Below are 14,180 nucleotides of genomic sequence, written 5' to 3'. Positions count from 1 at the left end.
GAGATCCCGGCGGACGATGGCGCACCTACCGCCCCGACGACACCGAGATCCTCATCGGACTGTTCTCACTGCAGGTCTGACGCCCGGCTCTCGTACCCCCGCGCCTCCCGAAGGCGTGGGGGTACGAGGGCGCGTTGCGCCGGTGGCGCACCGGTCGGGGAGAGGTGCGCCGGGAGGGATGCCGGCCCCGCCGTCGGCATGACGGCGGGGCCCGCGAGCTGCCGCTACTCCTTGCTGACCTTGGCCTTCGAGGCGAACGAGCTCACGCACTCACCCTGGTTGGCGAACTGACCGGCCTCGAACTCGGTCGCCCAGCCGCCGTTCTTGCAGTCCTCCTTGGTGAACACCCGCGGCTCGACGTCGTACACCGTCGTCTCGCCGTCCACCGTGATCCCGATGCCGTCCACGTAGGCGTCCAGGCCCGCGTTGCCCCGACCGGTGTTCACCGCGAAGCCGGTGATCGTCGTGCCCGCCCCGAAGTGCTCGGTGAGGGTGGCGAGCGTCGTGGGCGAGGCGTTCGAACCGGGAGTCGAGGAGCCGAACGGCTGGATGCTCGGGGTCCACCAGCCCCCGGCCCGGCCCCCGGTGCTCCCGGTCGTGTCCCAGGCCTGCCACTCGCCCTCGGCGATGGTGAAGCCGGCCTTGTTCGCCTCCCACACCAAGGTCGCGAAGTCGTCCGGGCCGGCGGGGTCGACCTCCACGTTGATCGACGGCCCGTAGCCCGGCAGCCCCGTCACGAACGACGAGTAGGTGACCCCGGCCAGGTCCGACAGCGGCCGGCCGTCGAGCACGTCCGACATCAGCCGGGCCTTCTCCGACGCTGCGTCCAGCACCAGCCGGTAGGCGGCGTCGCCGAAGCCGCTGTCCGCCGGCGCCGCGGCGATGCCGCCCGCACCGGTGGTGGGGGCGGGAGCCGGGTCGTTCTCCCCGCGGTGGGCGTTGCTGAAGTACCAGTCCGCGCCCTCCGCAGCGGTCTCCGCCGGGGTGATCGTCACCGTCCCCGCCGCCAGCGCTGGGCCGGCGGTCAGCACGCCGATCAGGGCCGTGGCCGCACAGGCGTACGTGATGCGTCGTGCACTCGACAAGGTGATCTCCCCGTGGATGGATGGACGGAAGCGTCGTGGGTCGCCGGAGCAGATCACCCGGCGGCGGGCTGGTCCAGGTGTTCCTGCACCACCGTGCTCGGCGGGACGGGCGGCGTGGGGACCGCGTGCAGGTCCGCATCGCCGTCGGCCACCGCGGTCAGCCACTGACCGGCGCTCTGCCGGGTGATCCGGCCGGCCCGCACCGCTTGGGCCAGTGCCAGCTCCAGCGGCGGCATCAGCACCGGGTGCCGGCGGCGGTGCCCGAACACCGCCAGCGTCTGCTGGAACAGGTCGTCGCGGGTCATCCCGGCCACCGACCGGCACAGCGCCACCATCGCGTTGCCGATCTCCTCCGGCGGCACGTGCTCCAGCGCCCGGTCGGTGCTCGCCGCCTGGCGCCGGAACGACGTCCACCCCGCCGGGTCCAGCGGCGTCCGGTCCGACGTCGCGGGCCACAGGAACTCCGCACCCGGCTCCGGCAGCAGCGCCAGGATCGACTCCATCCGCGCCGCGTTCACCCGCGGCACCCCGAACGCCGACGCCGTCAGCCGGGCCAGCCGCTCCCGGTGGATCGGCCCCTCCGCCCGGATCCCCGCCGCGAGCACCCGCCGCACCAGCCGGGCCGCCTCCGGGTTCGCCAGCTGCCGCAGCATCTGCGGCTCGCCCACCGGCTTCGGCGTCCACGCCCGGAACGGCACCTCACCCGCCAGCAGCGCCGGCGTCACCACCGGGTGCGCCGCGCAGCGCACCGGCTCCGCCGTCGACACCTCGTCCTCCACGTCGGGAGCGTCCGGGTCGAACGGGTCGATCTCCTCCTCCGGCTCGGCGACCTCGGCGACCGGGGCCGGCAGCGGCGGCAGCAGCGGCGCCACCGGAGCGGCACCCGCCACCGCCGCGACCAGCCGGTCGAGCACCGTCTCCTCCTCGGCCAGCCACTCCGGCAGCCACACCCGCTCCACCGCCGGCCAGCCGCGCAGCTCCGCCAGCTCCAGGTACGCCAGCTCCCGGTCCACCGGCGCCCGCTCCGCCCACGCCGGGCCGTCCAGCAGCACCGCCAGGACCGGCCGCGCCGGCGCCTCCGCCCGGGCGACGGTCAGGTCGACCCGGAACGGGGAGAGCCCGACGTCGGTGCGCACCACGAGCCCGCGACCACGCAGCGCGGCGGCGACCTCGTCCCGGTGCGGGTCCGGCACCGCCCCGGAGCGCCGCGGGACCGTGTCCGTGCCGTGCACCGCCTGCTCCAGGTAGGTCCGCAGCCGACGCACACCCGGCTGGGTCGTCGTCACCGGCCGCAGCAGCGACAGCGGGAACGACGCGAAGACCACCACCTGCCGGCGGGCCCGGCTCACCGCCACGGTCAGCCGTCGCTCACCGCCGGCCCGGTTCAGCGGCCCGAGGTCCAGCGGCAGGCAGCCCCGCTCGTCGGCCGCGCACCCCAGCGACAGCAGGACGACGTCGGCCTCCTCGCCCTGCGCGGCCTCCACCTCCCGCACCCGCAGCTCGCCCCGGTCCAGCGCCTCGGCCGCCCGGTCCCGGCCCACCCGCAGCAGGCCCTCGATCAGCCGGCACTGCGGCCCGTGCAGCGCCACCACGGCCACGGAGGGCACCGACTCCGCCGACGCCGCGAACCGCTGCCGCAGCTCGGCGACCACCGCCTCCGCCTCGCCCGGGTTGGTGCCCCGCTGCTCGCCCGCGCGCAGGAAGACGCCGTCCACCTGCACCAGCGAGATCGCTGGCCCGGCCGGCGGGCCGGGCACCGTCGTCAGCCGGGAGCCATAGGCCACGACGTCGGCGAACGCGACCAGCGACTCGTCGGCGCTGCGGTGGTGCCAGGTCAGCTCCCGCCGCGGCACCCCGGCGCGCAGGCAGGCGGCGAGCAGCCCCTCGTCGGGGGCCTCGTCGATCGCAGCACGCGGCGGCAGCTGCTGGCGGTCGCCGACCACCACCGCCGCGCTCGCCCGGCCCAGCGCACCGAGCGCGTCGGTGACCCGCAGCGACGACGCGTCCTCGATCACCACCAGGTCGAACGAGCCGGCCGTCGGGGGGAGGAAGCGGGCGACGGCGTCCGGGGTGGCGAGCACCGCCCGGGTCCGGTCGCCCTCGGCGAGGGTCGCAGCCGCCTGTGCCCGGGTCGCCGCCGACGCCGCGAGCGCCCGGTGGACCGCCTGCTCCGCAGCCCGCGCGTCGGCGACGCCGAGTCCGCCGGCCGCCGAGCGCTCGGCGAACGACGCCTCGGCCACCCCGCGGTCGAAGGCGGCGACGGCGTCGTCGGCGGGCACCGATCCGGACAGCAGTGCGGCGCGCGCCTCGGCGAGCCCGGCGGCCTCCAGCAGGTGCAGGTGCCGGAGCAGGTCCAGCCAGTGCCCGAGCGAGGGGACGCCGAACTGCTCGACGGCCCGCTCGTCCTGCGTCGTGTCCCACAGCCGCACCAGGCCGGTGTCCCCGGCCCACGCGACGAGCTGGTCCAACGAGCCCAGACAGGCCACCGGCAGGGCGGTCAGCGCGGCCCGCAGCTTCCGGACCGCCACGGCCCGCGCGGGGTCCGGTGCCGGCGCGGTGTCCAGGAAGCGGCGCAGCGGGGGAGTGAAGGCCGGGTCGCCGTCCAGCGCGGAGCCGAGCCGGCGCAGGGCGGCGACCTGCCGTTCGACCAGGTGCGGGTCGGTCAGCGGGTTCCAGTTCCACGGCACCGCCAGCCCGGCCACCGTCGTGCATCGCATGGTCAGCTCGCGGGCCGCTCCCTGCACCTGGAGCAGCTCCGCGGTCAGCAGCGGGACGTCGGTCGGCTCCACGTGCGCGTCCGGCTGCAGCGACGGGGTGAGCTCGGTGAGCACCGCCGCCAGCCGCTTGGCCCGGCCGAACCGCCCGGACACCGCCGCCTGCTCGGCGTCCTCGGCGATCCCGGCCAGCGGCAGGTCCAGCGCCTCGGGCAGGGCCACGTCGAGCCCGGGGTGCGCCGCGGTGACGAACGCGGAGATCTCGGCGAGCAGCACGGCGACGTCCTCGGCCCACTCCGGGGTGCGGACGGCGTCCACCGCGGCGAGCGGCACGTCCGGGCCGGCGAGCACGGTGGCGACCGCGTCGAGGTCCTCCGGGGTCCGCGCCGCGGCGATCACCCGCGCCAGCGGCCCGGCCGGCGGCAGCGCGCGGAGCGCCGTGTCGACCGCGAGCACCGCGGCGTGCACCGCGACCGGGTCGGCGTCGGCCGAGTCGAGGAACCCCCACGGGTGCCTCGGCCGCGGCCGGGTGCGGGCGGCGACCTCGGGGAGGGTGGTCAGCAGCTGGTGGACCTTCGCGGTGGTGCGCGCCGACGCGGTGGCGACGAACGTCGTCGCCAGCGGCAGCGCCGGGGTGCCGGGCACCGCGGAGAGCACCCCGGCGCGGGCGGCGTACAGCGACAGCCCGGCGGAGTTGGGGGCGTGCAGCCGCTCGGCGTAGCCGGCCAGCTCGCGCCGCGCCGTCCGCAGCTCGTCGGGGAGAGCGGGGAGCGGGGCGACCGCCGGGGGGTCCCCGGCATCGGACGGGACGTCGGCGGGACGGCGCAGGCCGGTGACCAGCCCGCCGAGCCCCACGCCGTCGAGCCGCCGGGACACCGCGTCCAGCGCGGACTGCTGTGCGGCGAGGACCAGCACCCGTTGACCGCCGGCCGCGGCGGCGGCGACCAGGTTGGCGACCGTCTGCGACTTGCCGGTGCCGGGCGCGCCCTCGAGCACGAAGGTCCGCCCGGCGGTGGCGTCGGTGATCGCCTGCAGCTGGTCGGTGTCGGCGGGCAGCGGCAGGGTCGCGGCGAGCTCGGCCAGGTCGGTGGCCAGTGCGCTGCCGGGTGCCGGCACCGGGTCGACGAAGGGCTGGCCGGGGCGCAGCAGCACCGGCACCAGTGGGTTGCGCAGGGCGGCCGCGCCGAGCTGGTCGGCGTCCTGCCGGATCCGGGCGGACGCCGCGGGCAGCACCGCCAGGTCGGCGGTCGGCTCGACCCGGTGCGGCAGCCCGCGTTGGGCCAGCTCCTGCCGCAGTGCCGGCAGGACGACGGCCAGGTCGGGGTCGCCGCCGTCGTCCAGGGCCGGCACGGCCACGCCGGTACGGCGGCGCAGCTCGGCCAGCAGGTGCCCGTTCGGGCCGATCGCCCCCGCCGGGTCGGCGGTCAGCCGGTAGGCGCCGGTGCTCGCCACCCGGGAGAGGAGGACCGGCACCAGCACCAGCGGCGAGCGCACCGGCCGGCCGTCGAGCTCCCAGGTCACCGACCCCAGCGCCAGGTGCAGGTCGCCGGTGCCGGTCTCCTCGACCAGCGCGGCCGCCCGGTCGGCGAGCGCGGCCAGCCGGCGCGCGTAGTCGGCCGAGCCCAGCTCGGCGTACAGCCCGCCGTGCTCGACGAGCAGCTCGCCGAGCTGGTGCGGTGGCAGGTCCCGGGCCGACCGGATGCCACGCCGCCGGGCTGCGGCGCCGAGCTGGTCGGTGGGCACCAGGGTGAGCGCGGCGTCGGCGGCGAGCCGCTCGGCGAGGACGGTCAGCCGCCCGGGCGGCACGGTGAGCGGCACGATGCCGCCGTCGGCCCGGTCCAGGTCCAGCAGCGCGGCCGCCGTCGCCGCCGGTCGGGCCCCCGCGCGGGTCGGGCTCCCGGTCGGGCCGCGGTCGGGCAGTCCCGGCAGCGGGAGCGGGTCGACGCCGTCCAGCCGTGCGCGGTGCACGTCGGTGACCCCGAGCACCCGGTGCAGGTCACCGGCGAGCCAGGCGGCGGCGGCCGTGCGGTGCAGGTCTCCGAAGGTCGCCGGCTCCGCGGCGATCCCCAGCATCGTGGTCTCCACGAGCGCGATCGCGCCCTGGTCGACCAGCTCGGCGAGCCCGGAGACCTCCGTGGTGGCCGCGCTCTCGGCGCAGCGTTCGACCCGCCAGTAGCCGAGGAAGGCGTGCCCCGGGCAGGTCGCGCCGTCGGCGGCGATCCACAGCAGCGGACGGATCCCGGCGTGCTCCAGCGCGGCGGCCAGGGTGAGCACGGTGTCCAGGCTGGTGCCGGCCCGGTCGTCGAGGACCTGGTCGGGGGTGCGCACCCGCTGCGGGACGTCGGCCCAGCTCGCGACCGCGGGGCGCGGGCGGATCGCCCGGCGCCGCATGGCCTCCACGATCGCCGCGGCCGTCTCGTCGATGCGCGTCCCGTCGACGCGTGCCGTGCCGGTCGGGTGCCCGCCGACCGTGGGGTCACCGGTGCGCTGGCGCAGCAGGTCGGCGGCCGCGCCGACCAGCCCGGCCACCGCGGGGGAGCCCGGCTGCACGTGTGCGGCCAGCAGCTCCAGGGCCAGCGGCGTCGGCGCGGCCAGCCACTGCCCGGCGGCGAGCACCCGGACGGCGGTGCGGGTGCAGCCCAGCAGCTGCCCGTCCCGCTCGACCCGGGCCTCGACGGTGGCCGTGCCGGGTTCGGCGACGGCGGCGAGGACGGCCGGGTCCAGCCGCAGGTCCAGGTCGGTGAACACCGTCGTCCGGCCGGGTTCGACCTCCACGGTCAGCTCGACCGGGTCGCCCAGGGGGCCGTCGGAGGAGGCGATCGTGACGACCACCCGCGCGCCGTGCACCGGCTCGCCGGCGCCGGTCAGCGTGAGGCCGGCGACGACGGACACGCCGGCGCGGGCCAGCGCCTCGCCGACCACCGGCACGCAGTCGAGGGCCACGGAGAGCCGCAGATCGGTTGTCGCGGTGTGCTGCGGGCACGGGGAGACGCCCATGGAGTCGTTCTACCTCCGCCGGGGCCCCGGATCGGGGAGCCCGGGCGGGGGTGTGACAACTGGGGCGAGAGGGTTCGCCCGTCAGGGCGGGGCCGGGGCAGTCAGCCCGGCGACCAGGGCGTCGCGCCCAGCACCTGGACCAGCGTGGTGGTGGTGGCTCGGGCCGGCGGGCGCCAGGCGGCCCAGGTGACGACGGCGAGGTCGCGACCGGTGGCGTCCCGCTCCATGAACGGCACCCACCGCCAGCCCGACAGGTTGCGCCGGGCCGACGCCTCGGTCATCAGCGCCGCCTCGACCTTCGAGCTGACCGCGATCAGTTCGCTGTGCACGGAGAACCGCCGGAACATCCAGTGGGTGTGCACGCCGGCGGCGGCCGACGCCGACCGGAGCCGGGCCTCCTCGCTGGTGATCTCCCCGGAGGCGTGTGCCATCACCCGGCGCCCGTCGAGGTCGGCGAACCGGATGGACGGGCGGTCACCCAGGGGGGAGTCCGGCGGCACGGCGACGCCCAGTTCCTGGGTGAGGACCGGGGCGCAGCCGAGGTCCGGCGGCTGGACGTGCAGCAGGCCGACGTCGATCAGCCCGTTGCGCAGCAGGTTCTGCTGCTCGTCGCTGCTGGCCTCGACCAGGGAGAGCGCGACGTGCGGCAGGGAGGCCTCCAGCGCGGCGATGACAGCCAGGAACCACTCGTGCGGCACGCCCGGCGGGAGTCCGAGCCGGACGATCTCCTGCCCGGCCCCGAAGGTGCGCACCACCTCGGGGATCCGCTCGAGCTGGGCGAACACCACCGCGACGTGCTCGTGCAGGCCCCGGCCGGCCGCGGTGAGCACCATCCCGTCGGCCGTCCGCTCGAACAGCCGGTGCCCCAGTTCCCGCTCCAGGTCGGCGATCTGCCGGCTCAGCGAGGGCTGGGTCATGTGCAACATCGCCGCGGCACCGCTCACCGACCCGGCCTCGGCGACACGGGCGAAGTAGGTCAGATGCCGCAGCTCCACGGGGACAGCCTATGCCCGATGGGCATCGGAGGGCTGCGGAACAGGCATTTGCGGTCTACCCCGGCCGAGGACAACATCGACACAGCGCAGTGAGCCGCACCACAGTGCGGGCCGGCGCGGACCCGGAGCGAGGAGCGCGCCAGCGCCCGAGCGCGCCGGCCGCCGAGCGCACCAACCCAGACGAGAGGCGAGACGTGGACTTCGACGTGGTTGTGGTCGGCGGGGGAGCGGCCGGCATCGGCGCCGCCGTCAGTGCAGCCGATGCCGGCGCGACGGTCTGCCTGATCGAGCAGTACGGCTTCCTCGGTGGCGCGGCCACCGCCAGCTCGGTGCTGACGCACTGCGGCTTCTTCGACCAGACCCGCACCCAGGTGGTGGGCGGCGTGGGCCAGCAGGTGCTCGACCGGCTGGAAGCCCGCGACCTCTACCAGACCGAGACCTTCCCGGCGACGGGCAACACCGTCGTCCTGCTGGACCTGGAGACCACCAAGAGCGTCTACGACGACCTGGTCACCGGCGCCGGCGTCACGCTGCTGCTGCACAGCCGGGTCATCGCCGCGTCGGTGGCAGGCGGGCGGGTCACCGACGTGACCATCGACCACCGCGGTGGCCGCGAGACGATCACCGGCCGCTCCTTCGTCGACTGCAGTGGCGACGGCGTGCTGCTGGTCGCCGCCGGCGCCGGGGTGCAGGTCTCCGACGTCGCCGCGCGGCAGGCCAGCACCCTGGTGATGCGGGTGGGCGGTGTGGCCGAGGACGCCGACCTCTCCGCGGGCGCGCTGAGCACCGCGGTGCTCGCCTACCGGGAGCGGAGCGGGGCGCAGCTGGCACGGGAGAGCGGCGTCGCCGTCCGGATGCCGCTGTCCCGGGAGGTCATGCTGCTGCTGGCCGACCAGCACCGCGACGTCCTCGACGTCCACGAACTCACCGCCGCCGAGACCACCGCCCGTCGGCTGAGCTGGCAGTACCTGCACGCCTTCCAGCAGGGCCTGACCGGCTGGCAGGACAGCTACCTGGCTGCCACCGGCCCGCAGATCGGCATCCGTGAGTCCCGCCGGCTGGCCGGTGTGGAGACCGTCGTCGCCGATGACGTGACCTCCGGGCGACGCCGCCCCGAGGACGGCGTCGCCCGGTGCGGATGGCCGATGGAGGACCACGCCACCCCGGGCCTCACCGTCTACGGCGGGATCAAGGACAAGGGCTGGTACGACATCCCCTACGGCGCGCTGTGCTCGGCGACCACCGACAACCTCTGGGCGGGGGGGCGGCTGGTCAGCTCCGACCCGCGGGCATACTCCTCGCTGCGGGTCATGGGCACCTCGTTCGCCACCGGGCAGGCCTGCGGGGCCGCCGCCGTCGTGCACGCCGACCTGGACCGGCACGACACCGCCGCCGTCCGGGAGCTCCTCACCAAGCAGGGAGCGCTGCTGTGAGCGCCCCGCTGCGGATCGCCGTGACCGGCGCCGCCGGCAGCCTGGCCACCGACGTCCTCCCCGGTCTGCTCGAGCTGGGGCACGAGCTGGTCTGCATCGACCTGCGGCTGCCCGCGGAGCCACTGTCCGGGTGCACCTGGGTGCGCGCCGAGGTCACCGACCGGGACCAGCTCGCCGCGGCGATGGCCGGCTGCGACGCTGTCGTCCACCTCGCCGGCATCCCACTGGAGTACGACTGGGCGGCCCTGCTCACTGCCAACGTCGACGGCACCCAGGCGGTGCTGGAGACCGCCCGCCGGCTCGGCATCGGCAAGGCCGTGCTCGCCAGCTCCATCCACGCGGCGGGCTTCGTGCCGGTGCCACCGGCCGGCGCGATGGTGCCTGACGACGTCCCGGTGCGCCCGAACACCTTCTACGGGGTGACCAAGGCGGCGGTCGAGGCGCTCGGCAGCCTCTATGCCGACCGGTACGGCCTGGACGTGGTCTGCCTGCGGATCGCCTCCCGCACCGACCGGCCCAGGGACTCCCGGATGCTCAGCACCTGGCTCTCGCCGGCCGACGCCGTCCGGCTGCTGGCCGCATCCCTCGCCCCGGGCACCACCGGGTTCCGCATCGTGTGGGGGGTCTCGGCCAACACCCGCGGCTACCTCTCCCCGGCGGGGGGCCGGGCCATCGGCTTCCAGCCCCAGGACGACGCCGAACCGTACGCCGCCGACGTCCTCGCCGCCCCCGGCGCGGACGAGGAGTGGAACCGGAGCTCCATCGGCGGGGTGTTCAGCTCGCCCGCCCCGCCCACGTTCACCCCGCCCAGCGCACCCGTGGACGGCGGCCGATGACGGGCGGCGGAACGGGCCAGGCACCATCACCCCGCCAGACCCGCACAGAGGAGCAGTCATGACCCAGACGACGACGACGTCGGCCGACGTCGGCCGCCCCGCGTTCACCACCCGCGGCGTCTCCAAGGCGTTCGTGGGCCGACACGGCAACGTCCACGCGCTCAGCGACATCAACCTGGAGTTCCGTACCGGCTCCTTCACCTGCATCGTCGGCCCGTCCGGCTGCGGGAAGTCCACGCTGTTGCGGATCCTCGGGGGGCTGGAGACGCCGACCTCCGGTGAGGTGACCGACCACCTCGAGGCCGGCGCGGTGCCCAAGTCGGCCTTCGTCTTCCAGGAGCACGGTGTGTTCCCGTGGCTCAACGTGCTGCAGAACGTGGCCTTCGGCGAGCACATGGCCAACGTCGGCAAGAGGGAGCGCGAGGAGCACGCCCGGCACTGGATCGCCGAGGTGGGCCTCACCGGCTTCGAGCAGGCCTACCCCCACCAGCTCTCCGGCGGCATGCGGCAGCGCATCGCCATCGCCCGGGCCTTCGCCACCGGCTCACCCTCGCTGTTGATGGACGAGCCGCTCGGGGCGCTGGACGCGCAGACCCGGATGCTCATGCAGGAGCTGCTGGTGCGGCTGTGGGAGGCCGAGCGCAAGACCGTCGTGCTCGTCACCCACGCGATCGAGGAGGCCCTGCTGCTGGGCGACCAGATCGTGATGATGTCGGCCCGCCCCGGGCGGGTGAAGGAGGTCATCGACGTCCCGTTCAGCCGGCCGCGGGACGTCGCCATCGAGGGCACCTCGGAGTTCGCCCAGGCCCGGCAGTCCATCTGGGAGTCGCTCCGCGACGAGGTCCAGCTCTCTGTGAGGTACGCATGACCACCACCACGCCCCGTCCCGTCGGCGCCTCCGCGGTGGCCGACCCGAACGCCGCGGGAGCCGCCGAGCTCGACCGGGCGATGCAGCGGGACTTCCGCCGGGAAAGGCGGCTCAAGGCCCGCGACCTGTTGCTGGCGGTGCTCACGCCGATCGCCCTGCTGCTGCTCTGGGAGGTCGCCGCCCGCACCGGCGTCCTGGACGCGCGGCTGTTCACGCCGCCGACCCAGATCGCCCAGCGCGGCTGGGAGATGCTGCTCAGCGGTGAGCTGTGGACGCACACCGTCGCCACGGTCGGCCGGCTGGTCACCGGGTTGGTGCTGGGCTCGGTGTTCGGTGTCCTCGCCGGCCTGCTGATGGGCGTCTGGCGCCCGCTGCGCGCCGCCCTCGGCCCGACGTTCACCGCGCTCTACGCGTTGCCCAAGATCGCCATCCTGCCGCTGCTGCTGCTGATCTTCGGGCTCACCGAGACGCCGAAGGTCCTGTCGGTCGCGATCTCGGTGTTCTTCGTCGTCCAGATCAACACCCTCGCCGGCATCGTCCAGATCGACGCGCGGATCATCGAGGCCGCCCGTGCCTACCGGGCCAGCGGCTGGAAGTTGTTCCGGTACGTCCTGCTGCCCGGTGCGCTGCCCAGCATCATGACCGGCCTGCGCGTCTCGGCGGGCATGGCGGTCATCGTCATCACCGCCGTCGAGTTCGTCGCGTCCAACGACGGCCTGGGCTACCTGATCTGGAACTCCTGGCAGCTCTTCCAGCCGGAGAAGATGTTCGTCGGCCTCATCGCCGTCTCCCTCCTCGGTGCGATCGCCACCGGTCTGATCATCCTGCTCGAGAAGGCGCTGCTCCCCTGGAAGCACGCTGGCGGGTCCAAGAGAAAGGCAACGAAGCCATGAGGAACACCAAGCTGCTCGCGCTCACCGCGACCGTCGGGATCGCGCTGACCGCCTGCTCGTCGGGGGAGGCCGACACCGACACCGATGCCGCGGCCGGCGGCGAGGGTGGTGAGCTGCAGACGGTCGACGTCGGGTACGTGCAGCTGCCGATCTTCGCTCCGCTGTACGTCGCCGACGCCAAGGGCTACTTCGCCGACGAGGGCATCGACATCAACCTGCAGACGGTGAAGTCGGGTCAGGACGCCGTGCCGCTGGCGTCGGCCGGCCAGCTCGACGTCGTCGCCGCCGGCTTCTCCGCGGGCATGTTCTCCGCCATCCAGAGCGGGCTGAACGTCAAGGTCGTGGGCTCGATGGGCGTCTCGGACGGCAGTGCGGAGTCGCCCACCGACCTCGTCGCCGCCACCTCGCTCGTCGAGTCCGGCGAGGTCACCGACGCCGGCGACCTGGCCGGTCGGGAGATCGGCGCGGCCGGCGGTGCGGGCGGCACCGGTGCCTACCTGCTGGCGCTCGCACTGGAGGAGGAGGGGCTGTCGCTCGGGGACGTCAACCTGGTCAACCTCGGCAACCCCGACATGCCGACCGCCGTGACCAACGGCAGCATCGCGGCCGGGCTGATCAGTGCCCCGTTCTCCACGATGGCCATCGAGGACGGCACCGGCACGTCGCTGTGGGTGCCGCCGTCGGGCACCTCGGGCACCGGCGTGATCTACGGCGAGGAGTTCGCCGACTCGGACCTGGCCCAGCCGTTCTTCGACGCGCTCACCCGCGCCGCCAAGGACCTCCAGGGTGAGGACCGGTACTCCGAGGAGAACCTCGGGATCATCGGGGAGGCGACCGGGCAGACCGCCGAGGAGGTCGCTGCCGTGCCGCTCTACACCTGGCTGCCCGACCTGGCCCCGCTGCCCGACCAGCTCACCGCCATGGAGCGGATCTGGATGGAGGGTGGCGCACTGGAGTACGAGGAGGCGCTGCCGGAGAGCGACTACATCGACGCCTCGTTCGCCGAGGCCGCCGAGTAGCAGCGGCCGGCCGGAGGAGCGCCGGCCGACCGCGACGTACGCCCCGCCCCGGGGTCGACCCGGGCGGGGCGTACGTCCGTCTGCGGCCGGTCAGGCGGCCGCGTCGCGCTCCAGGGCCCGCACCGCCAGCTCGGCGTGCAGCAGGGCGCCGTCGGAGAGCACCTCGTCGCTGAACTCCGCCCGCGGGCTGTGGTTGTTCGGGGCGTCGGCGTGGTCCTCGCCCACGGCGGCGCCCAGGAACAGGTAGCAGCCGGGCACCTCCGCCAGCACCCGGGAGAAGTCCTCGGACCCCGACTGCGGGAACAGCTTCGGCGCGTACCGTTCCTCGCCGAAGACCTCTCGCGCGACCCCGGCCGCGAACGCCGTGTGCGCCGGGTCGTTGACGGTCACCGGGTACTCCTCCAGGTACAGCGCCTCGGCCTCCAGCCCGTAGCCGGCCGCGACCGACTCGCACAGCCGCACCGAGGCGATCCGCATCCGCTCCCGGGCCTCGGCCGAGAAGGTGCGCACGGTCGCCTGGAAGGTCGCCTCGTCGGGGATGATGTTGCGCTTCGTGCCGGCGGAGAACAGCCCGACGGTGAGCACCACCGGGTCGAAGACGTCGAACTGGCGGGTGACCATCGTCTGCAGGTCGCCGATCAGCTGCGCGGCCACCGGGATCGGGTCGCGCGCCAGGTGCGGGGCCGAGCCGTGCCCGCCGCTGCCGCGCACGGTCACCCGCAGCTCGTCGCTGGCCGCCATCAGCGTGCCCGGGCGGGTGGTGAACTCCCCGCGGGGGCTCATCGCCGACATCACGTGCATCCCGTAGGCGGAGGTGACCCGGGAGCCGGCGGCGTCCAGCACGCCCTCGCGGAGCATGTACCCGGCGCCGTCCCAGCCCTCCTCGCCCGGCTGGAACATCAGGACGACGTCGCCGGCGAGGGACTCCCGGTGCGCGCTCAGCAGCCGTGCGGCGCCGACCAGCATCGCGGTGTGCAGGTCGTGGCCGCAGGCGTGCATCGTGCCGTCGACCTGGCTGGTGAACTCCACCCCGGTCTGCTCCTGCACGGGGAGGGCGTCCATGTCACCGCGCAGCAGCACCGCCGGGCCGGGCCGGCCGCCGCGCAGCACCGCCGTCACCGAGGTGAGCTCGGTGCCCGTGCTGATCTCCAGGCCCAGGTCGTCGAGGGCGGTGAGCACGGTCTCCTGGGTCCAGGGCAGCTGCAGCCCCACCTCGGGCCGTCGGTGCAGCGCGTGCCGCAACTGGACCAGTTCGTCCTGCATCGCTCGGGCGTCCTCGCGCAGCGCGCCTGACCGGATCACGTGCCCTCCTCGGATCGGTGGGCGGGACGTTAGGAGTT

The 14,180-nt window shown here is 75.0% G+C and carries 9 protein-coding genes; 5 read left to right on the top strand and 4 right to left on the bottom strand.

The annotated features are described in order from the left end of the window. Positions 1-224: 224 nt before the first annotated feature. From IN07_RS24080 to IN07_RS15780, 3 genes are all read right to left on the bottom strand, one after another. Complete coding sequence (locus tag IN07_RS24080; RefSeq protein ID WP_156119220.1) at positions 225-1,085, bottom strand: hypothetical protein; 861 nt, start codon at positions 1,083-1,085, stop codon at positions 225-227. 53 nt (positions 1,086-1,138) lie between these two features. Further along, a complete protein-coding gene (locus IN07_RS15785) occupies positions 1,139-6,796 on the bottom strand; it encodes a DUF4011 domain-containing protein (protein ID WP_036337119.1) in 5,658 nt (1,885 codons plus the stop codon). A gap of 101 nt (positions 6,797-6,897) precedes the next feature. After that, on the bottom strand, positions 6,898-7,791 hold the full coding sequence (locus tag IN07_RS15780; RefSeq protein WP_036337117.1) for a LysR family transcriptional regulator: 894 nt from the start codon (positions 7,789-7,791) through the stop codon (positions 6,898-6,900). A 194-nt stretch (positions 7,792-7,985) separates the two neighbouring features. Here IN07_RS15780 and IN07_RS25345 point away from each other — a divergent pair, with 194 nt between their 5' ends. Genes IN07_RS25345 through IN07_RS15755 form a run of 5 tightly spaced genes read left to right on the top strand, consistent with a single transcriptional unit; the run spans position 7,986 to position 12,840 of the window. After that, positions 7,986-9,224, top strand: coding sequence for an FAD-dependent oxidoreductase (locus IN07_RS25345; protein ID WP_036337115.1), 1,239 nt, complete (start codon positions 7,986-7,988; stop codon positions 9,222-9,224). Next, entirely contained in the window at positions 9,221-10,060 is an 840-nt protein-coding gene (locus IN07_RS15770) for an NAD-dependent epimerase/dehydratase family protein (protein ID WP_052091338.1), read from the top strand. The genes IN07_RS25345 and IN07_RS15770 overlap by 4 nt, the downstream gene beginning before the upstream one ends. Positions 10,061-10,118: 58 nt before the next feature. After that, positions 10,119-10,928, top strand: a complete 810-nt coding sequence (locus tag IN07_RS15765) for an ABC transporter ATP-binding protein (protein WP_036337114.1) — start codon at positions 10,119-10,121, stop codon at positions 10,926-10,928. Then, the gene (locus IN07_RS15760) at positions 10,925-11,821 is read left to right on the top strand and encodes an ABC transporter permease (protein WP_081975450.1); all 897 of its coding nucleotides are present in this window, start codon (positions 10,925-10,927) and stop codon (positions 11,819-11,821) included. The genes IN07_RS15765 and IN07_RS15760 overlap by 4 nt, the downstream gene beginning before the upstream one ends. Continuing rightward, a complete protein-coding gene (locus IN07_RS15755) occupies positions 11,818-12,840 on the top strand; it encodes an ABC transporter substrate-binding protein (protein ID WP_036337112.1) in 1,023 nt (340 codons plus the stop codon). Before IN07_RS15760 ends, IN07_RS15755 begins: the two co-directional genes overlap by 4 nt. A gap of 90 nt (positions 12,841-12,930) precedes the next feature. Here the strand turns inward: IN07_RS15755 and IN07_RS15750 are convergent, their stop codons facing one another. Further along, positions 12,931-14,142 carry a M20 metallopeptidase family protein gene (locus tag IN07_RS15750; RefSeq protein WP_231558410.1) on the bottom strand — a complete coding sequence of 404 codons (1,212 nt, stop codon included), beginning with the start codon at positions 14,140-14,142 and terminating at the stop codon, positions 12,931-12,933. Between the last annotated feature and the right edge of the window lie 38 nt (positions 14,143-14,180).

This window comes from Modestobacter caceresii, from assembly GCF_000761485.1.
GTDB lineage: Bacteria > Actinomycetota > Actinomycetes > Mycobacteriales > Geodermatophilaceae > Modestobacter > Modestobacter caceresii.
Note: the sequence above shows the minus strand (reverse complement) of the source record. Positions and strands in the feature narration are given on the sequence as shown.

Excerpts from the sequence above, each read along its gene's own strand:
- IN07_RS15785 (WP_036337119.1), bottom strand. The coding sequence starts at position 6,796 with ATGGGCGTCTCCCCGTGCCCGCAGCACACCGCGACAACCGATCTGCGG.
- IN07_RS15765 (WP_036337114.1), top strand. The coding sequence starts at position 10,119 with ATGACCCAGACGACGACGACGTCGGCCGACGTCGGCCGCCCCGCGTTC.
- IN07_RS15760 (WP_081975450.1), top strand. The coding sequence starts at position 10,925 with ATGACCACCACCACGCCCCGTCCCGTCGGCGCCTCCGCGGTGGCCGAC.
- IN07_RS15755 (WP_036337112.1), top strand. The coding sequence starts at position 11,818 with ATGAGGAACACCAAGCTGCTCGCGCTCACCGCGACCGTCGGGATCGCG.